The 20,210-nt window shown below is 70.9% G+C and carries 14 protein-coding genes and 1 pseudogene; 5 read left to right on the top strand and 10 right to left on the bottom strand.

What is annotated here, in order from left to right; genetic code table 11:
• Window positions 1-112: 112 nt before the first annotated feature.
• The 7 genes from SD455_RS08495 to SD455_RS08465 all read right to left on the bottom strand — a co-directional run bounded on the left by SD455_RS08495 (window position 113) and on the right by SD455_RS08465 (window position 11,602).
• The gene (locus SD455_RS08495) at window positions 113-1,825 is read right to left on the bottom strand and encodes a sugar transferase (protein WP_445507818.1); all 1,713 of its coding nucleotides are present in this window, start codon (window positions 1,823-1,825) and stop codon (window positions 113-115) included.
• Window positions 1,822-2,682 (bottom strand): ATP-grasp fold amidoligase family protein, encoded by an 861-nt coding sequence (locus SD455_RS08490; RefSeq protein WP_445507817.1) that lies wholly within the window; start codon window positions 2,680-2,682, stop codon window positions 1,822-1,824. The genes SD455_RS08495 and SD455_RS08490 overlap by 4 nt, the downstream gene beginning before the upstream one ends.
• A complete protein-coding gene (locus SD455_RS08485) occupies window positions 2,679-4,184 on the bottom strand; it encodes a hypothetical protein (RefSeq protein ID WP_445507816.1) in 1,506 nt (501 codons plus the stop codon). Before SD455_RS08485 ends, SD455_RS08490 begins: the two co-directional genes overlap by 4 nt.
• On the bottom strand, window positions 4,177-5,163 hold the full coding sequence (locus SD455_RS08480; RefSeq protein ID WP_445507815.1) for a glycosyltransferase family 2 protein: 987 nt from the start codon (window positions 5,161-5,163) through the stop codon (window positions 4,177-4,179). The genes SD455_RS08485 and SD455_RS08480 overlap by 8 nt, the downstream gene beginning before the upstream one ends.
• 11 nt (window positions 5,164-5,174) lie before the next feature.
• The gene (locus SD455_RS08475) at window positions 5,175-5,894 is read right to left on the bottom strand and encodes a WecB/TagA/CpsF family glycosyltransferase (protein WP_070159876.1); all 720 of its coding nucleotides are present in this window, start codon (window positions 5,892-5,894) and stop codon (window positions 5,175-5,177) included.
• Window positions 5,895-6,365: 471 nt separating this feature from the next.
• The gene (locus SD455_RS08470; protein ID WP_445507814.1) at window positions 6,366-8,993 is read right to left on the bottom strand and encodes a LuxR C-terminal-related transcriptional regulator; all 2,628 of its coding nucleotides are present in this window, start codon (window positions 8,991-8,993) and stop codon (window positions 6,366-6,368) included.
• A complete protein-coding gene (locus SD455_RS08465) occupies window positions 8,990-11,602 on the bottom strand; it encodes a LuxR C-terminal-related transcriptional regulator (RefSeq protein WP_445507813.1) in 2,613 nt (870 codons plus the stop codon). The genes SD455_RS08470 and SD455_RS08465 overlap by 4 nt, the downstream gene beginning before the upstream one ends.
• A gap of 554 nt (window positions 11,603-12,156) precedes the next feature.
• On the opposite strand from SD455_RS08465, the gene SD455_RS08460 reads away from it, so the two are divergent.
• The 5 genes from SD455_RS08460 (at window position 12,157) to SD455_RS08440 (ending at window position 16,701) form a co-directional block, all read left to right on the top strand.
• Entirely contained in the window at window positions 12,157-13,443 is a 1,287-nt protein-coding gene (locus SD455_RS08460; RefSeq protein ID WP_139827765.1) for a HEPN domain-containing protein, read from the top strand.
• A gap of 168 nt (window positions 13,444-13,611) precedes the next feature.
• The gene (locus SD455_RS08455) at window positions 13,612-14,244 is read left to right on the top strand and encodes a SipW-dependent-type signal peptide-containing protein (protein ID WP_070159852.1); all 633 of its coding nucleotides are present in this window, start codon (window positions 13,612-13,614) and stop codon (window positions 14,242-14,244) included.
• Entirely contained in the window at window positions 14,241-14,876 is a 636-nt protein-coding gene (locus tag SD455_RS08450) for a SipW-dependent-type signal peptide-containing protein (protein WP_445507812.1), read from the top strand. The genes SD455_RS08455 and SD455_RS08450 overlap by 4 nt, the downstream gene beginning before the upstream one ends.
• 29 nt (window positions 14,877-14,905) lie before the next feature.
• Window positions 14,906-16,228 (top strand): S26 family signal peptidase, encoded by a 1,323-nt coding sequence (locus SD455_RS08445; RefSeq protein ID WP_445507811.1) that lies wholly within the window; start codon window positions 14,906-14,908, stop codon window positions 16,226-16,228.
• Window positions 16,225-16,701, top strand: a complete 477-nt coding sequence (locus SD455_RS08440; RefSeq protein WP_085437731.1) for a hypothetical protein — start codon at window positions 16,225-16,227, stop codon at window positions 16,699-16,701. The genes SD455_RS08445 and SD455_RS08440 overlap by 4 nt, the downstream gene beginning before the upstream one ends.
• 347 nt (window positions 16,702-17,048) lie before the next feature.
• Here the strand turns inward: SD455_RS08440 and SD455_RS08435 are convergent, their stop codons facing one another.
• The 3 genes and pseudogenes from SD455_RS08435 to SD455_RS08425 all read right to left on the bottom strand — a co-directional run.
• On the bottom strand, window positions 17,049-18,257 hold the full coding sequence (locus SD455_RS08435; RefSeq protein WP_445507810.1) for a hypothetical protein: 1,209 nt from the start codon (window positions 18,255-18,257) through the stop codon (window positions 17,049-17,051).
• A complete protein-coding gene (locus tag SD455_RS08430) occupies window positions 18,254-19,069 on the bottom strand; it encodes a DUF5819 family protein (protein WP_070159846.1) in 816 nt (271 codons plus the stop codon). Before SD455_RS08430 ends, SD455_RS08435 begins: the two co-directional genes overlap by 4 nt.
• Window positions 19,070-19,249: 180 nt before the next feature.
• A pseudogene (locus tag SD455_RS08425) lies at window positions 19,250-20,210 on the bottom strand (hypothetical protein); the annotation flags it as partial.

The following is a 20,210-nucleotide window of genomic DNA, read 5'->3' as shown; positions in this document are numbered from 1 at the left end:
CTGTCGTCGTCGTGCCTGTCATGCCCGTCGTCGCCTGCGGCACGGGTGGCGTCGCCCTCGCCGTCGCGACGGCGTCTCCCGCGGGATCCGCCGAGACTGCTGCTCACGGGGGTCAGTACGCTCCGGCACCCCGCACCACCGCCCGCAGGGTGCGCAGCACGATGCCGATATCGCCGGTCAACGACCAGTTCTCCACGTAGTAGAGGTCCAGCCGGACCGACTCCTCCCAGCTGAGGTCGGAGCGGCCGCCGACCTGCCACAGCCCGGTGATGCCGGGTTTGACCAGCAGGCGACGCTCATCGGACTCCGCGTAGTTCTCCACCTCGCTGACCAGCGGCGGCCGCGGCCCCACCACGGACATCTCGCCGCGCAGCACGTTGAGGAACTGCGGGAGCTCGTCGATGCTGAGCCGGCGGATCACGGCGCCGACCTTCGTCACGCGGGGGTCGTGGCGCAGCTTGAACATCACCGCATTCCCCTCGGAGGAGCCCAGCAGCTCCTCCCGGCGCGCCTCGGCGTCGGTCACCATGGAGCGGAACTTCAGCATCCGGAAGCGCGCATGCCGCAGCCCCACCCGCGTCTGGGAGAACAGTGCCGGGCCGGGGCTGTCCCGGCGGACCAGCACCGCGACCCCGACCAGCAGAGGCAGCAGCCCCAGCAGCGCCGCCAGGGAGAAGGCGATGTCGAAGGCACGCTTGAGCGTCGCCGCCGCACCGCTGAGCTGCGGGTAGTCCACCTGCACCAGCGGAACCCCGTCGACGCTGGTGGTGTGCAGGCGGCTGGCGGAGACCTCGCTCAACGACGGAGCCGTCACCAGGGTGACGTCCAGTGCGGCGAGCGCCCAGCCGAGTTCGCGCAGCGCCTGGGGCGTGAGCTGATCGGCGCCGGTGAGGATGACCGTGTCCACGGCGTCCCGGGTGACGGCGTCGCGGGCCTGCGCGATGATCTGCTCCCGGGAGGCCTGGGCCTCGACGGCGACGCTTCCCGGTGGGGCGTCGAGCTCGTCCCGGGGCTCCTTGACCATCAGCCGCACGGGGAGGAAGCCGCTGTCCGGGCCGAGTCGCCGCAGATGGTCGGCCAGGTGGCCCACCTTGCCCCTCTCCCCGATGATCAGGGCTCGCCTGACCCCCTCACCGGAGTCGCGACGGCGCCGCAGCGTGCGCCGCCAGACGAGACGTCCGACGAGCAGGAGGACCACACCGGCGGGGATCGCCGCCAGCGCCCAGGGCCGCAGGGCCGCCTGCGGAAGCACCAGTCCCAGCACCGCGGTCAGGCCCAGCACCGCGCCGGAGGCGGTGAGCACCCGTCCGAGCTCTCGAACGCCGGTGCCCAAGCGCCGGGGATTGCGGGTGCGGGCCACGGCCAGCAGCAGTCCCCACACCACCAGCACGCCGGCCGAGAGGGACGCCTCCCCGATGCCCGAAGGCAGGACCCCGAGCAGGTGCAGCCCCAGCAGGGTGACCAGGATGAGCAGCTGGTCCGTGGCGGCGATCCCACCGGACACGCGGCGGTGCCAGCGGCGCAGCTCACCGGTGCCGACCAGCGAGACGGGCACCGCAGCATCAGGGGCCGCAGCATCAGGGGCGGTGACCGCACGGTCTGCGCCGCCAGGGGCGGCGAGCCGCCAGGCTCCTCGCCCCCGGCGGTGGGTGAGCCCGCGCAGCTCGACGGAGGCTGCCGCCCAGGTGTGCGGGACGGTCACCACTGCCGCCGACGCCGGCTCGGACGCCGGCGCAGACCACACATCCGGTGTCTGGTCCGTCGGCGTGGAACGCCCACGGGGTGGGCCGGCGGCGCCGCTCTCCGGGACGATGTCGAGACTCATCGCAGGCTCCCCTCGGGGGCATCCATCCACCAGCGGCCCATCTCCAGGTCCACTTCCTCCGGCTCGAAGGGATCCATCCCACCCGACGGGTAGGGCGTGAGCTCCCCGAACCACGGCACGCCGTCGATCTCGTAGAAGTCCACCCGCATGAAGCCGAATCCGCCGCCCAGCGCCTCGGCGTGGGCGATCATCTCCGCCAGCGACGTCGGCCGCGGGGCCTCCGGCTCCTGGGTGACCCCGTTGTAGAGGTCCAGGATCCGCCAGTCCGGGCTGTAGAACCGCTCACCGTGACCGGCGGTGAAGCGCCCCGAGGAGCGGTGCAGCATCTTCACCCGACCGTGGAAGACATAGAACTTGTAGTCCACCAGGTCTCGGCCGCGGTCCCGGCTCAGGTCCGGCTCCACGATCAGGCTGTGGTCCGCCCACCGGTAGGCCCACTCCCCCAGGGCGGCCCGGTCATAGGTGCGCAGCCAGCCGCGTGTGGTCCCCCGCAGCTCCTTCACGGTGGTGGATCGGTCCCCGAAGGCGACCATCCCACTGGCGTGGTTGGGCTTGATGATCCAGCGCTCCGGCAGGTCTGAGACGTTCAGATCGTCGACCTCGCGGCCGCGCCAGAGGGTCGCCGGCACCTGCAGCTGGGGGCACGTCCTGGCGGCGTACTCCTTCATCCGCGTCTTGTCACACGTCCAGGCGATCTGCTGGGTGCGTTCGGCCAGCATCCGGCGGGTCAGGACCTCGGTGAAGCGGGTGGGGCGGCGGAAGTCGCCCCACCGGCCGAAGCGGCGGCGGTACATCACATGCCTCACCAGTGGGTCCGGGACGGGCCCGAGGAGCTGTCTCAGCGTGGTCCTCATCATCGGGTGCTCCTTGTCATGACGGTGACGTCGACGGCGTCGCCACCTGTGTCCTCATCGGTGTTCGTGAAGGGGTTCGCAGGCGTGAGGCCCGCGGGGGCGTCAGGGGGTGCAGCGGCCTCTCCGAGTGACCGCACTGCGGCACCGGTGCGGCGGGCGGCGACGAGCGCACCGGGGAGCACCTGCAGCGTCACCACGACGGCGATCATCGCCATCGGCGGTGCGGCGGCCCCGAGGCCGTGGTGGACCCCGAGGACGCTCAGCGGCACCGCGCAGGCCAGGGCGACGCAGGACATCAGAGCCTGCCACGTGAAGCCTGAGCGGTCAGTGAGCAGATTGATCTGGGTCAGATGCGCCGACTGCGCGACCAGCAGGATCGCCATGGCGGCGGTGAGCATCCAGGACGGCTGCAGCTCGCCGCCGGAGACCAGCCGGGAGACAGGGCGGGCCAGGAGCAGGTATCCGAGGGCGGCGGCGAGTCCCAGCCCCGTCAGAGCAGCATTGGCCCGAATCCACAGACCTCGGTCGAGGCTCCTGGAGAACCGCGGCCAGAACACGATGCCCGCCATGTACATGACCGAGTAGATCGGCATGTAGAGCTGCAGGGCCAACGAGTATTCGCTCAGCTGCTCCGCAGTGGCGGCGGCGGCCAGCACGAACCGGCCGTGCTGCTCCAGCAGCACCATCCCGGCGCTGGCGATGAGCACCGGAAGCCCGCCGGACAGGATGCTGCCCATCGACGGCCCTGCGGAACCCTTCGGGGGCTCGCTCCCGGCCACGGTGCCGGCCACAGTGCCGACATCGGTGCCGGCGTCGGTGTCGGCCACGGTGCCGGCGTCGTCGAACACCTCCGGGGCGGTGTCCCAGGACCGCGCGGCCGCACGCCGACAGAGCAGCAGGAACACGACCATGCCGATCGGCAGGCCCAGCGCCAGCCACATGGGGCTGACACCCGCCATGCCCGCGAGGAGCACGTACGCCAGGTTGACGGCCCCGGGGACGAGGCCCAGAAGCACCAGCAGATCCGCCCGGTCCTGGCCGATCAGCACCCGCTCGGCCAGACCGAGCGGCAGGGTGAGCAGGAAGAGCACCAGAGAGATCGTCATCGCGGCGTCGAGCTGCCCCCGCAGCTCGTCCGGCACTCCGAAGACCCACGACCACAGCCCTGCCTGCCCCACTGCGAGAGCGAGCACGGAGCCGGCGACGCCGACCACGGCCAGCAGGCGCGCGGTGCGACGCTGCAGTGCGGCGGCCTCCCGACGAGCCGCCGGGGACTCACCGGCTCGCGCCACTGCCCGGGAGACGGCCGCACCGAGTCCGAGGTCCGCGAAGGGCAGCGCCATGCGCAGCTGGGCCACCAGCACGATGAAGCCGAAGGCGGCCGCCCCGGCGAAGTGCATGGTGAAGCCCGCACTGGTCAGGGTCAGGGCCGCGGCCACCGGCAGCACCGCGATGCGCAGCCCGGCCGTGCGGAGGAACGCGGCGGCCCAGCTGCGTTCAGCCATGATGCACCGGCAGCCGGGGAGCCGCCATCCCGCTCAGTCCCACCAGCAGCGCCGCGGGATGAGCACCCGCACGCAGCCCGGAGATCAGCTCCCGGATCCCCCGGGACCAGGCGCGTGAAGCCAGGGCGCCGCGGGCCACCACGGAGGCCATGAAGTCAGCCCGAGCGGCGGCCGGCACCTCCACCAGCAGAGAGTCGAGCCAGGCACGACTGCCCTCCCAGTCGAGGCTGCGGGAGACTGATCCGACGCTGCCCTGCTGGACGCGCACCAGGATGTCCGGGATGGTCTCGATGCGTACCCCGGCGCTCTCGAGTCGGATCAGCCAGTCCCAGTCCTGGTGCCGGTTCAGGCTCTCGTCCCACGGGACGTCCAGGGCGGTCTCGCGGGGGCACAGCAGAGTGGAGGTCTGCAGGAAGTTCCGACGCAGCCGCACCGTGGAGCGGTCCAACACGTAGCCGACCACTCCGGGCGCCACTGCTCCGTCGGGCCCCAGCCTCGTCCTGTAAGGGCGCTCCGGGACCGCCCGGGTGGAGGCGCCGACGAGCAGCGCGCGGCAGGACATCACGGTGCCCTCCGCCGCTGCGCGCCCGTGCCCTGGCTCACCGGCCGGGCTGAGTCTGATCTGCGACTCCGCCTTCTCGGCGACCCAGTCATCGTCGTCGTCGAGGAAGGCGACCCACGGGGTCTCGGCGAACTGCACCCCGAGGTTGCGCGCGGCTCCGGCTCCCTGCCGACCCGCGGTGCACACCAGGCGATACTCCAGCCCGGTCAGGCGACTCTGCACCACCGACAGCGCATCGAGGTCGTCGACGACGACCAGCGGCACGGTGGGCACGCTCTGGCGCAGGGCGGAGCGCACCGCTTCCCGCAGGCTGGGGCGGCCCACCGTCGGGATCACAGCGGTGACGAGCGGCTCGGCGGCGAGGCCGCCGTCGAAAGGGCTCCCGGTGGGACCCTCCGCGGGGCCGTCTGTCGTCATGTCGTCGGGACTCATGCCGCACCGCGCAGGATCAGACGGGCCAGGCGGACCGGCTCCACCAGGTAGCGGCCGGCGAAGCGCCGCGGGTCCGAGGCCAGGCGCCACGCCCACTCCAGTCCGGCCCGCCCCAGCCAGCGCGGAGCCAACGACTGAGCTCCTGAGATCTGGTCGATGGCTCCGCCCACGGTCGCGATGACCGGAATCTCGGTGCGGGCCCGCAGGGCGACGGCGATCTGCTCCTGCAGCGGCATGCCCATGCCGATGAGCAGGATCTGGGGCGCGAAGGCGCTGAGGCGGGCGACGACGTCGTCGAGGTCCTCAGGAGCCCACGGGTCGGCTGGCACGGACAGCACCTCGACAGCGCCGCCCGTGCCCCGGCTGGCGCTGCGGGAGAGTCGCTCCGCGGCCTCGGCGTTGGAAGAGGCCGAGGCCCCGAGCAGGGCGAGGCGACGGACGGCCGGCAGGTGCACCGCCTGAGGAACCCAGTCTGTGGATCCCAGACGGTGCCGCGGACCCAGCCGGGACCGTCCGTCGCGAGCCGCCCGGAGGCCGAGCAGCACCAGCAGAGGCATGCCGTCGATGAGCCGCACCTCGGCCTGCTCGTAGAAGCGTCGGAACGGTTCCTCGGTGCGCATCAGATACGCCGAATGCAGGTTGTGCCCGGCCACGGTCACGCGTCCCCCGGAGGCGATCTCCTGGGCCAGCCGCAGCAGCAGGGCATCACGGTCCATGGGAGTGACCGTGACGTCCACGATCGGCACGGTCCGCGCCGGGGCTCCCGGAGGAGGTGCGCCTGGACCCGATGGTCGTCCGTCCGGATCGACAGGGGGCCCGCACAGGGGTTCAGGGTGAGGTTCGACGGCGCGGGCCGTCTCAGGTGCATGCGTGGTCATCTCGCGATCCCTCCAGGTCATCGGCGATGAGTGCTCCAAGGGCACCTCTTCAACCTAGGGACGCGCGGACCGGACCGGAATCCGCCTTCGCACCACAGATGCGACGGTCTCCTGCGCATCTGCCGCCGAGCACCCGGACGGGACATGCCCATTGTCCGAACAACACGACGACAGCTCCTCGCACGGCCTGCGAAAGATGCGCGCACGAACATGTGTCATCACCGCAGGAGTGCAGGTCAGGGCTGTGCTCGGAGACTCCGAGGACGCATCAGACGGGGTCGGCCTGATACCGCCGGACGGACGCCCGACTCACCGAACGGGAGCTTCGAAGGGCTCGATGCGCAGGTGAAGGGACAGCAGCTCCATCCGATTGCCGCAGCCGAACCGTTGCAGCATTCCGGAGATCGTGGCCTCCACGGTGCGCGAGGAGACATGCAGGTCGCGAGCGATCTGCGCCGTGGTCCGGCCGGCCCGCAGCCCGGCGAACACCGGCGCCTCCCGGCCGGTGAGGGTGAGCTCGAAATGCTCGCGGAACATGGTGGACTCCTCGCCCGGACGCCGCGAGTCCAGGACCAGATTGAGCAGCCGGACCCTCAGCCCGGCGTCAAGGTCCTCCCGCCGATCCCACATCTTGGCCAGCACCGCCAGCCCCAGCAGGCGCGCGTGGGATCCGATGAGTCTCTCCGCGGCGTCGACGGCGGCGACGGGGTCGTCGGTGCCCTGCGCTTCGGCGAACAGCCGGATGAGCCGGGGGCGGCCCGGATCATCCCGCCATCGGGCTCGCGCCACCTGACGAGCCGCCTGCGGAGAACGACGCAGCAGCACCATGAGCAGCAGCAGCTGCTCCTGGGCCGTCTCACCGGCGTCCCCGGCCTGCTGCGCGAGGCTCTCCAGCCGTCGACCCAGCTCCTCCTCGGTCAGTCCCGCGGCGCAGAGAGCCAGACCTTCCCCTGCCAGGCGCAGCCAGGGGATCCCGTCGGCGGCGCCGGCTTCGTGCCGCTCCGGGCCGGCGTGCACGGGGTCTGCATGCACAGAGTCCGCATGCACAGAGTCCGCATGCACAGAGTCCGCATGCACAGAGTCGGGGGACTCAGGATCAGGGAGGATCATGCGCGGGGGCTGCGCCATCAGAGAGGCCGCCGCGAGGGCGAGCGCCCGACTGAAGCCGAGCAGCCCGTACGAGTCTCCCACCGCGTGGATCCTGGCCGCCGAGGCGGCGCTGCGGAAGGCCAGGTGCATGCGGTCGTCCTGCATCGCGGCGAAGGCAGCCAGCAGGTCACCGACGCCGGCCAGCGCCGGGCTGCGCAGGCGTCGTTCGTTCCAGATGTCGGTCTCCACTCGCAGCATGTCGACGCGCCACCCGGAGGTGGCGGAGATGAGCAGCAGCATCGCCACCGCACATTCCTCCATATCCGGGAACCCGTCTTCCCGGCGGAGGACGTCGATCAGCGTGGAGAGCACCTCGCGACCGAGGTCCGACTGGTGTCGGGTTCCCAGGAGCGTGCCCGCCCAGAGCTGGCTGAGCAGCGACTCCTCGCAGTCCTCGGAGGCGCGCAGAGTCTGCAGAGCGGCGAGCAGCTCCTCGGTGCGCTCCGGGTCATCGCTCATCGCCAGCACCGCGTCGAAGGTGCTGGTGGGTGAGCCTTCTCCGGCTCGGCTGCGCAGGGACTCCACCACAGGAAGCGACCTCTCGGGGTGGAACAGGCGGATCCGCTCAGCGACCAGGACACCCTCCCTGATCTCGGCGCGGCCGGCTGCCTCCGGCAGGGATGCCAGACGATGCAGCGCTCCGTCGACGTCCCCCAGGGCGTAGTCCGCCCGTGCGGCGAGCACCATCAGTTCTGCGGAGGGGCGGGGATAGAGCTCGGTGAGGACCTGCACCATCCGATACCAGGAGGCCGCGAGGCCACGGCGGGCCAGGTCGGCAGCCTCTTCGAGGCTCGGTGTCTGCTGCGCCCGGGCGCGCCACCACCGCAGCGCCGTCGCGGAGGAGTCTCCGCCCTGGGTGTGGTCGATGCCGCGGCCCTCGTCGTGCCACCAGCGCAGGATGTCGGCCCAGCGCATCTCGCTGAGGATCATCAGGCGCACCCCTTCGGCAGTGACGCGCAGGTCCGACCAGCCCCCCGCCGCCGTGGTCTCATGACCCAAGAGTCCCTGGGCCACGAGGCTGGCGAGCGGCTCTTCCCCGTAATGGTCCAGTGCGTGCTGCTCAGGGATCCGACCAGCGATGGCGACCAGCGTGAGCAGCTCCCGCTCGTCGATCTCGAGGCCCAGCAGCAGACTGTCGGCGGCCTGGGACAGCGTCTGATGGAGTTCCTCCTCGTCACCGGCCCATTCCCAGAACCCCTCATCCTCTCGGAGGGTCCCGGCGCTTCTCGCCATGTCCAGCAGACTCTCCGCGAGCGCCTGCTGGCCCGCCGAGAGGTGGTAGAGGCGTCTCACCACGCGCAGCGACACCGGTCCGCCGAGGTGCCGCCTGACCTGGACGCCGAGTTCGCGGGCGCTCACCGTCCCGGGGAACACCGCGCGCAGCTGGCCGGTGCGTTCGAGCTCGTGCAGGCGCTCCGGGACGTCCTGGGGAGAACGCACGACCACCAGCAGACGACGGCGCCCGGAGACCCCGAGGCTGACGACGTCGTCGAGGACGTCCTCCGACAGGTGACGGGGCCACAGCACCACCACCGGTCCGGCGCGGCCGTGGGAGTCCGGTGCCGGAGGGACGGAGGCCCCGGTCGAGGACGAGGGCCGACCGCCCAGTCCGTCGATCACCGCCGGGGTGACGGACTCCCGCATCGCGGCCAGCAGGGCCTCCACGCCCCAGTGCCCAGGCAGGTGGAGGACCCAGGAGCCGCCGGCCGGGTCGTCCAGGAACTGGCGGACGAGACGGGCGGGAAGGGGCAGGTCAGGGGTCCGGAGGCGCAGAGGACCGCGGGTCATCGGCGATCCCTCGCTTCGAAGAGCTGGGAGCGCAGCTCTGTGCGGGAGCTGACGCCGAGCTTCCGGTAGGTGTTGCGCACATGGCTCTGGACGGTGCGCAGCGAGATCCGCAGGGACTCGGAGATCTCTGCCAGGCTCATCCCCTGGACGGCCTGTTCGGTGACCTCCCGTTCGCGGGCCGAGAGCAGCGCCAGGCGGTCGCGGCCTTCGACGGTCAGTCCCGTGACTCCGGGCGCGAGCCGCACGGGGCGACGCGCCACGGAGGCGACGCGGAACCGGCCTTCACGCCCTTCCAGGGCGGCGACGGCGTCGTGAACCCGGTGCGTGTCCCCGTCGAGTCTGGCCGCGAGGAGCTCCACGACGACGGGCTCCACGCCGACGGAGCGGGCGTGGCGGATCAGCGGGGCGAGGGACTGCTCGGGGAGCGTGTGCAGACCGCGGAGGATCAGGCAGCGCAGCACCATCCGTCGATGCGGAGGATCCTGTGGCGCATCCTCCACGGTCTGCTCCAGGCGGTCTGGGTCGCCGAGGACGACGGCGTCGAGCAAGTACCCCACAGAGATGAGCACCTGCCTCCAGGCCGAATCGTAGAGCCCTCCGGTGGGCGGCCGGACGTAGCCGGGAGGGCCCAGCAGCTCCTCGGCTCGGCCCCCTTCGACGGCGTGGTCGAGGGCTTCCAGCAGCGTGCGCCGGACGGGCCCCTGCGGCAGGCCGCCGTCGAACTGAGCCCAGATGTCCTCCAGCAGGTTCCTCAGATCATCCAGCGGCTCCCCGCAGATGAGGTCCTGGAGCATGCGCATCAGCTCCGTGCTGGTGGTCCGGAGCAGGACCCGGTCCACCGACTCTCCCTCGAACCAGTCCTCAGGGAGGACGTCCTCCTCGGGGGTCAGCAGCAGCCGCGCGGCCCCGAGCACGCTGGCCACCCAGTTCGACGCGATGATCGGCACCTCGCGGAAGGGCACCGCCTCCGGCGAGACGGGCCGAGCGGGCTCCTGCGGGTCGTGCTGGTGGGCAGCACGACAGGCCTGCAGGGTCGCCAGCAGCGCACGCCCCAGCTGGGCGAGGTCCGGGCCAGCCTCCGGCTCCTCCAACGTGCTGGCCTCTGCGGTGTCCCTCGACGCCCCCGGCGCGGCTCCCTCCGGCGCGGTCTCTTCCAGCGCGGTCCCCTGCGCCGGCGCATGCCCAGCCGACGCCGGCGCGGCACCCCCATGTCCTGAGGAGCTCCTCACGGCGTAGTCCTGGAGGTGCGACAGCGCCTGCAGCAGATCGTCCAGATCAGGGCGAGTCTGTGCGGCGTGGGCCAGCGCGGTGAGGCGGTGGGCTCCGGCGTCGACGTCTCGCAGCAGCACGATCTCGATGAACGCGAGCAGAGCCACAGCCGTCGTGTCCGCATCAGCGACAAGCGGCCGCAACAGTCGCATGGCACGGCGGGGTGCGCCGACGGCGATCTCGCAGCATGCCTGGACATGGGTGCGTCCGACGTCGTCAGACGGCAGCGCCTGGAGGACGAACCGGGCCTGGTCCACGTGACCCAGCTCCAGCAGGTGCCAGGCGGCCGCGCGCGCCTCCTCCGGGGTCACCGGGTCCCCCACGGAGCAGGCATGCAACGTGCCCTCCGGGGTCCTCGGCGGCTCGGCCACAGGCTGGCGGGACATCACCAGGCTGTGCTGGTGGACGGGGCGGGTGACGGCCACGCCGGAGCGCCGGATCGTGAGCAGTCCGGCCTCTTCCAACGGGAAGATCGTCTCGCGGAGGGTGTCGGAGTCCATCGCGTCGTCCATGCGTACCTCCCCCTGGAGCGCGATGGTCCGCAGCGCCTGCACGCCTTGGGCGCCGAACGCCTCACGGAGGCGTCCGAGCACGGCGTCGGCGGCACGACGGTCCAGCCACTGCGGCGGATGCACCACCACGCTGCGCGAGTCGACGGTGCCGATCCAGCCCTGCGCCGCCCCATGTCGCGCCAGAACAGAGAGGTCCTCCGGCACGCCACCGGTGCAGGCATGGAGGTACCGGGCCAGCGCCGACGTCGGGGGCTCCTCGAGCATCTGCGCCAGCAGACTCCGGGTCTCCTCGAGGGTGAGCGTGGCGAGCTCCAGATGCAGCCCCCGCGGGCCGTTGAGCACGCGTGCGAGCCGGCGGACGATGCGAGAGGACCCTGAGGCCGTCATCAGCACGCCCACCCGGTGGGAACGGATCACGGCGTCGAGCACATCTGAGGAGTCCTCGTCGAGCAGGTCGGCCTGGTCGACGAGGAGATGCCGCTCCACCGTGCTGGTCACGGGGCCGCCGGCCGAGCCGTCCATCAGTCTGCGGGCCGCCTCCTGCATACCGAGCTCGCGGAGGAGCCCCAGGCGGCGGGTGAGCGGGGCCTCCGGGGACTCCACGGTGGGGACGACCTCGAGCGTCGCTTGGGCTCGCGCCGATCCGTGGGCGAGCAGACCGGCACGCTCCGTGCCGAACACGCCGGTGACCAGCACCACCGGTGCCGCGACCTCCAGGCAGTGCTGCTCCAGCGCCGTGCGGGCCAGAGCGGCGGAGGCGCCGCGCCGTGGGCAGTGGCCGGGCCGGGCCTCGGGGTACGAGGGATCGGGGTACGAGGGATCGGGCATGGGGCGTCCTTCTCCGTCGGCCCAGGGAACTCCGGTCCCCTGGGGGAGCTCTGCCGCGCCGGATCGGATGCCCCAGATGGGAGCGCGAACGGGTGACAGGCCACACTCGTCCCTCGATCCGCAGGTGACCCGGGCGGATCGTGTCTCGAGCGCATGGATCCTGTTGATCAGACGAACAGATGTCCTGTCTTTCTGTGACTATGCCCGCATCGTCTCATACTCCCCCGACGAAAGAGACCGTAGAGCGCCTCGCCCCCGCTTCAGGAGCTCCGATTCCTCCGCCAACACCGGCCGGGAATGCGACGAACGTCATATGTCATCCGGGAGCCCCAGGTCAGCGCCATTGTGACTCGCCAGTTCACCAGAGGGGGCGCGAAAGTGCTTCAATGAGGAGGTTGTGAGGACTGGTCTGAACCGTGTCTTTCAGGCTCCGCAGTGACCGGTGCTCCCGCTCAGAAGGCGCTGATCCGAGCTCCGCTCCGGGTCAGGAACCCATGACGATTCCCCGCGTCCGGGCCCGCAGCGCGCCCTCCGTCACCCGAGGAACGACGACCGTGATCTTGCAGCAGCACCTGTCCGGCACGTGGTGGCCGCACGACAGGCCCTCTCCCCGACGCCCCGGCACGTTGACCGTGAGTCGGTCCCAGGGCGGGCATCTGCGTCTCCGCTCGGGCGACGTCCCGCCCGTCCCCGCCTGGAGCACGGGCGTGTTCCATGGCCTGCTGGAGGGTCCGGCCGCCGATCCCGCCACCGAACGGGCCGCCGCCGCTCTGGTCCCCACCGAGCAGGTGACCGGTCGGCCGGTGACCCTGTTCGGCACGCTGCCCCTCCAGGGCGATGACAGCCCGACTCCCGACGAGGGGGAGGTCGCCGTCGACGCGATGCTCGTCGGCGAGACCGTCGAGTCCCCCGATGAGCACCGTTTCCGCCGAGCCCTTCTCGAGATCCCGGAGCTCACTCCCTGGAGCTCTGGGAGAGTCGCGGACGAGGAGGCGGGATCAGAGGCCGCCGAGGGGGATCCTGTCTCCGTCGCGGTGCCGTGCCGCATCGGTCAGCACGCTGAGACCCACAGTCTGCGATTCACCCCCGATCCCGCCCGCGGCCACGTCCAGGTGGCCGTGACGGACCGTGACCCTGAAGGGCTGTCGGTGGAGGAGATACGGCGCAACGCACACGCCGTCCAGGATCTGTTCTCCCTGGCCTCGCTGGCCCCTCCGTCCGCAATGCACGCCCGCATCCCCACCGGCGAGACAGACGACGAGGCCCAGCTCTTCTGGCGCCAGACGCTGTCCTTCCCTTCCCAGATCGCCCCACGAGGAGCCCTGATCTTCTCTGCGGCAGACCTGGCGATCACCACCGCCCTGCCGAGGTGGTACGAGCTGCGCCGGAAGCACCGCGTCACCGTCGACCTGCTCATGGGCATGCTTCGCGCTCCGCACCGCTACACCGAGCTGAACCTGCTGGTGGTCGTCGCCGCCGCAGAGGCGCTCTTCGCCACCACCGACAACCGGTCGAAGCGCCAGCGGAAGGACTCCACGCTGCGCCTCAAGCTGGTGGCGATGGCCGAGCGCGTGAAGCTGGCGGACCGGATCGGTGTCAAGCTGCCGGTCCAAGAATGGGCCGAGCGCACAGCCCGAGTGCGGAACTCCTTCACCCATACGGGTGGGGCCACCGACTACACGGAGGAGCAGCTCGGCGAGCTCGTCGGCCTGACCACCGCGGTGGTGGTGGCCAACCTCGTCCAGGACCTGGGAGTCCCGCCGGAGGCGTGGGCCGGCGGGCTGGCCCGGAACCCGGCCCTTCGTCTGCAGCGCCCGGCCGACGCGGCGACGCTCTTCTGACCCCAGCTGCTCAGACCCCCGCCGCACTGGCGACCCCGTGGAAACCCTTGCTCCAGAGGGTGAAGCGCATTACATTCGACAGGGACGCTCGGCAGCTGAACCCGCCTGTCTTCGGGACGGGACGATTCAGCATTCCGCGGGCGCGACTCACTCGTCCAGGGGGCATCCATGACCGAGGCACGCACACCCGCACAGAAGACCGCCCGTCGCCGGAAGGTCCAGGCCGTACTGGCCGGAGGACTCGTCCTGGGCCTGGGGGCGGCGGTGACGATGGCCAATTGGAACGACTCGGAGTTCGCGGAAGGACTCTTCGGCTCGGCGTCGTTCAACCTGGAGGGGTCCACCGACGGCGAGGCCTACAACGACCATGACGCCGTCGACGAGGCCGCCCAACTGACCTTCGCGGCGGACAACATGACCCCGGGGCAGACTGTCTACGCGCCGTTCTGGGTGCGCCTGGACGCCGACACCACCATCGACGGAACCGTGGAGGCCTCAGACGGCATCGGCGTGGTCGCCTCCAGCGGGGAGAACGCGGCGCACCTGTCCTACGAGGTGCTGGCCGACCCGGACTCCTGCGATGCCGCAGGCGCCGCCAGCGGCACCTCGGTGGCCGCCGGCGCGGACCTCAGCGAGGGCATCGGCAGCACCACCTCCTTCGACCTGTCCGCCGGGGACGGCGACGCCGGCACACCTGTGCTGCTGTGCTTCGAAGTCCAGGCCAGTCAGGACGACTTCGTCCAGGATGACACCACGGAGGTGACCTGGGAGGTCACGGCGACCTCGGTCGACAACCCATGACCGAGGCGGCGCCGGCCTCTGCCGAGGGGCCCCGCCGCGGACGCCGTGGCCAGCTCTCCCGGAGGATCCGGGCTCTGGCGGCCAGCGGCCTGGTGCTCGGCGTGGGAGCCTCGGTGACGCTGGCATCGTGGAACGACTCGGAGTTCGCCGGAGGCACCGTCTCGGCCGGGCACTTCACCCTGGAGGGCTCCACCGACGGGTCGACCTTCCGCACCACGGACGCGGAGGACCCCCATCAGCTGAGCTTCACCGTGGCCAGTGGGCTGACCCCTGGCCAGCGCACCTACGCCTCGTTCAGCGTGCGCACCGCAGCCGGGTCCGCCGGTGGGACCGTGCAGCTGCAGAGCGACGACGGCAACACCGGCACCTTGGCGAATGCAATGACCTACGGGGTGCGGACCATCTCGGGAACCACCTGCAACGCAGCCAGCTTCGACGCCGGGACCGTGGTGGTGTCCCGGGGCACGGCGCTCACCGGCGACGCGGCAGACAGCCAGACCGTCGCGGCGGACCAGGGCTCCGAGGTGCACTATTGCCTGGAGCTGACCCTGTCCTCCACCGCCCCGAATCAGGTCCAGGGCACCTCGACGACGCCGCTGTGGCGCGCCGTGGGGACCTCCTCGAGCGGGTGAGCGCCGTGTCCCGTATCCGGAAAGCGTGCGTGGAGGTGCTGCTGTGGCTCGCCGCCCTGGCGGGTCTGACGGCGATCGTGCTGGTGATATGCGCTCATCTGTTCGGCATCTCGCTCATCCTGTTCCGCACCGGCTCCATGGAGCCGACGATCCCCCAGGGTTCCGCCGCAGTGGTCCAGGAGGTCCCCGCCGCGGTCGTGGAGGTCGGCGACGTCGTGACGGTCGACCGGCCGGGCCAGATGCCGGTCACGCACCGGGTGACGTCGGTGAGCCCGGGTGAGGCACCCGAGGAACGGGTGCTCACCATGCAGGGGGACGCCAATGACTCCGAGGACCCCTACCCGTACACCGTGACCGAGGTGCGCGAGGTGCTCTGGTCGGTGCCGGGTCTGGCCCAGCCCATCCACCGCATGGGGGACCCCTGGGTGATGGGCACCATCACGGTGGCCGCCGCCCTGCTGGTCGGCTGGGCGTTCTGGCCGCGGGACGGCGGATCGACGTCGTCGCGACGGCACCGCCCCCGCCACGCCTCCGCACCCAGTGCCCGTGCCCTGGGTGTGATGGTCGGGGGTTGCGCGGCGCTCACCTCCGGTGGACTGCTGATGGCGGACGCCCCGGCAGCCCACGCCGAGGCCCTCGATGATGAGCCTCAGGTGGAGGTGATCGCCGGACAGCACCTGCAGCTGACGTCCTCCTACCTGCCGCAGGCCTCCCGCACACTGGCACCCGGTGAGGTGGTGCCCTGGGAGGTCGCCGTGGAGACTGATGCGCCGGGGCCGGGCGAGCTCCGTCTCGGGCTCAGCAGCACCGGGGACGTCCCGCTGAGGGTGCGCGTGGAGTCCTGCAGGGTGCCGTGGTCTGACCCGGCGCTGACCGCCGAGGCGGTGTGTCCGGACGGGTCCGTGGTGCTCCGGGAGGCCGAGGACGTGCCCCGGGACGGGTCCGTGGAGTCACTCGGGGCGGTCGACGCCACCGACCCGCAGTGGTTGCGTGTCCTGGTGACATTGAGCGACGGGGCGACGTCCGAGCCGTCCTCCGGGCTGACGTCCCTGCGGGTGCATGCGGAGGCCTTCGGCGACGACCTGACGGTGACCCCACCGAGCACGGAGGGCCCCCCGAGCCCGGACGACGTGCCGGACCAGGGGGCGGAGGATCACGTGCCGGGAACCGACGACCCGACGGCACGTGAGCCCGAAGACCTGGCCAGCACGGGAGCAGCGCTGCTGCTCCTGCTGCTCGCCGCTCTCGGTTCCCTGGCGGTGGGGCACCTGCTTCGCCGTCGGCGCCGAACTGCCGCCGGGGCGGCAGATGCGGCGAATCCAGCCGACACCCACGACGGGGAGGCGCGATGATGCGACGCCTCCTGGCCGCGATCGCCGTGCTGGGTTTGGTCTGCCTCGGCGTCTCGAGCTCGGTGGCGCCCCGCATCGAACCGACGGAGGCCTCATGGACCCACCAGCAGCCTGCAGGCGCGGCCACGCTGTCTGCGGCGACGGTGCCGCCCGTGGCCAACCTGAGCTGCTCAGGCTCGCTGCTGCTGGGACGGCTGACCATCACCTGGTCACATCCTGCCGGCACGCTGCCACGCCAGGGCTACCAGATCCAGCGCTTCTCCTCCCCCACCTCCAACACGCCCACGCACACCTTCACCGTGGGCCCGAACGCCACGCAGTACGTCAACAGCAACCTGGCCCTGCTGAACACCACACGGTGGGAGGTACGCACCGTCGGGCCGGGAGGCTGGACCTCGGCCCCGTGGGCCATGCAGGTGGTGCAGCTGGCCACCGCGCTCTCCTGCACCCCCGAGTCCGGGCCGCGAGTCTGAGAAGCCCACACCTGAGAGGACACGGCGCCCGAGAACCAGGACATTCCCTGAAGAAATCCGAGCGGGAACTGTTGCCACGAGCAATGATGCATTGTCAGGATGGCAGTGCTCCCGGACTTCTGGGGGCGCCGACGGATCGAGCAGGGGGAATCCCTGGTTGACGAGTGGCAGCGACACCTGCGGATGATCAGGCGGTTCTCGGGCTGAACGGCATTCTCCTCGGATGACTCAGCGGCGAAGGGCCCTGACGCTCCCGGGTCGCGCCGTCTTCGCTGGTCCGGCACCTGGTCTCCCTGGGGTTGCCGGGCCAGCGGCCTGTCCGGCCGAGGACGCGCTGACAGGGACGATCACCGCCGGGTGCGTCGGGGCGCACCGGCCGGTTCGGCCTCCGGCTCCTCGTCCTCCCGTGACTCCTCCTCCGCCTCGTCGCCGCGGCCCGCACCCGAGACCGCCCCGTCGCGGTCACCGTGGGCAGAATGCGACTCGATACGAGGTGCCCCAGAGTCCCGGCCGCCGCCCAGCTTCCCCCGCAGCGGCTCCGGGAGGCGTCGCAGCACCGACCGCAGCACCGCAACGGTGGTCCTCTCGATGCCCCGCCAGGTGCGGCTCGAGACGAAGATGGCGTCGAATGCGAGCATGGCCAGCGAGAACCACGGCAGACCCATCATCACGGCGATGCCGCCGTGCAGCAGCACCACACCGACCAGAGCCAGTCGGCGGCTGACGGGGTGCAGCAGCCCGACGGCGAAGAAGAGCTGTACGTACACGGAGAAGTAGGTCAGCGCTGTGAGCAGCACCGGATTGCCTGTGACCAGGCTGTTCAACCACGGGAAGACACCGTACTCGTGGAGGCTGAGCGGATAGTACAGCGCAGTGCCGGCCTGCCAGGTGGACCCTTGGATCTTGTACAGGGCGGAGGCGGTGTAGAGGATGAAGATCTGGCAGGCCAGGCCGATCAGCGACACATTGTGGATGAGACTGGTCCACCACCCGGGGAACACCGGCAGGGAGTGCCACAGGTGCGCGAACGGGCCCAGCTGCCCGGCGGCGGCGCGCTGCTCGCCGCGTCGACGTCGTCGGGCGTCCAGGGACCAGTGCGCGGAGGTGTTCATGAGCACCATGAGCAGCAGCCCGATGCGGGCGATGTTGTCCCCCTGGTCACCCATCGGGGAGGCTCGCTCCACCAGCGCCGCCATCCCGATCGCGAGCAGGAGGGTCGTGGCGCGAGTGCGCCAGCCGATGATCACGGCCACGGCCAGACCCATCAGAGCCATGTACATGAGGGTGAACAGGGCTGGCGATTCGACGCCGAACACATCGACGAGCTCGCCGAAGGCGTTGACCTCCCGGTACGGCTCCGCCCAGAAGGATCCCGTCCCCCAGAGGATGTGCCGCGAGGTGAAGTTCGTCAGCAGCAGACCCAGCATGGCCACGCCGACGAGGATGCGCGTGGCTGAGAGGCCGTAGAGGGCGTTCTGCTGCAGGAGCAGCCAGCCCTGGCCGCGGATGTTCCAGTCGTTGAGCGGCTGGATCACGTGGTCTCGTACGAGGCTCATCGCCAGTCCCCTCCCTGGTCCAGGTAGGGCGCGAAGGAGGCGATCTCCTCCTCGGTGAGATCTGTCGCCGCCCGCCAGCCGTACTCCCGCTCCGTGCGGGTGGTGTCGTCCACGGTCCGCTCCTCGTCGTCCCAAGACGGAGCGGGACGGGTGGACGTGCGGTACTGGACGTGGAGGACCTCTCCGTCCTCGCCCCAGATGTTCTCAGCGGCACCGGTGGCGATGCGCGTGGCCGCGGCGTCGGCCGTCATATAGCGGTTGATGTCTGACGTTCCGGCGCCGCCGTCGACGTCCGCCAGGCGCTCCCGGAGCTGGTCGACGGGAGTGTCGGTGTAGCTGGCCTTGAGCCAGTCGCGCTGCTCCGTGTTCATGTCGCTGATGGCACTGTGGAGGCGGTCCGCGGTGCGGCGGGAGATCTTCGCCGTGCGTGCGGGGAACGGGTTGCCTGCCACGATGCCGTCCTCGTTGTCGATGAGGTCCACCCAGTCGGTGTGCACCTTGTTCCCCGAGTCGGGGTCCTCCACGATGGCGCGAACCTCGAAGGTGACTGCCACGCGCCGCGGGTTCGGGGCGAAGATCGACCAGTTCTGTTGGAACCAGGGCTGGATGTACTCGCGGACCCGGTCCTGGCCCACCGCATCGCGAGCCGGAGTGCTGGGGGCGACCCACAGGCCGATGATCAGTGTGTGGATGAGCACGAGTGCCACCAGAGGCCAGGTGAGGGCGCGGGCCCCGCCGGGCAGGTGACGCAGTGCGCGCCGTGTCTGGGCCAGCGGTGAGTCAGCTTGGCCGGATGTCTCTGGTCTGGTCACGGAACCTCGTCACTCTCCAGGTGGTGCGGTGCTGGAACAACATCAGCGGGCGAGGGGCGCCCCTGTCAAGGCCGGGTGTCGCGTGGGGCGCCTCAGAAACAGACGAGCTGGCGGCGCCATCACCGGTGAGGGTGATGGCGCCGCCAGCTGCGTATGCTCGGCTGATCAGCTCATGGCTGGTCAGCTGGTGCGGCGAACCTTCGCGAAGGCGACCACACCGGAGCCGACGACGACGAGCAGCAGGGCCATCAGGCCCAGACCGATCGCGCCAGAGACACCCGTGGAGGCGAGGTCGTCTCCCGGCTTGCCGTCTCCCGGCTTGCCGGCGCCGTCCTCAGCACCGGTGCCCGGGTCGACGGTCCCGGTGCCGTCCTCGCCGGCCGCGGCCGGCTCGGCGATCGTCACGGTCTCGGACGCCGAGACGGACGGGTCGGTGTCGTCGGTGGCGGTGACGGTCAGCTCGCCCGGCTGGGTGCCCTCAGGGACAGTCCAGTCGATGGAGAAGCCGCCGTCGGAGTCCGTCTCCACGCCTTCGATGGTGTCGATGACGTCGCCGTCCTCGTCGGTGATCACCACGGTGACCGTGGAGTCAGGCACGAAGCCTTCACCCTCGACGGTGACGTCGTCACCCGGGGTGACGGTGCCCGGCTCGACGCTGATCGACGGGTCGTACTCGACGCCGTCCTCGGTGCCAGACTCATCGCCAGCCTCGGTGCCGTCTGCGTCCACTACGGTGACGGTCTCGGAGGCGGTGACGTCCGAGTCCTCGTCGTCGGTGGCGGTGACGGTCAGCTCGCCCGGCTGGGTGCCCTCAGGGACAGTCCAGTCGATGGAGAAGCCGCCGTCGGAGTCCGTCTCCACGCCTTCGATGGTGTCGATGACGTCGCCGTCCTCGTCGGTGATCACCACGGTGACCGTGGAGTCAGGCACGAAGCCTTCACCCTCGACGGTGACGTCGTCACCCGGGGTGACGATGCCCGGCTCGACGCTGATCGACGGGTCGTACTCGACGCCGTCCTCATCGCCATCCTCGGTGCCGTCCTCGGTGCCGTCCTCAACGCCTTCCTCGGTGCCAGACTCATCGCCAGCCTCGGTGCCAGACTCATCGCCAGCCTCGGTGCCAGACTCATCGCCAGCCTCG

Source organism: Nesterenkonia sp. K-15-9-6 (assembly GCF_052656005.1).
Note: the sequence above shows the minus strand (reverse complement) of the source record. Positions and strands in the feature narration are given on the sequence as shown.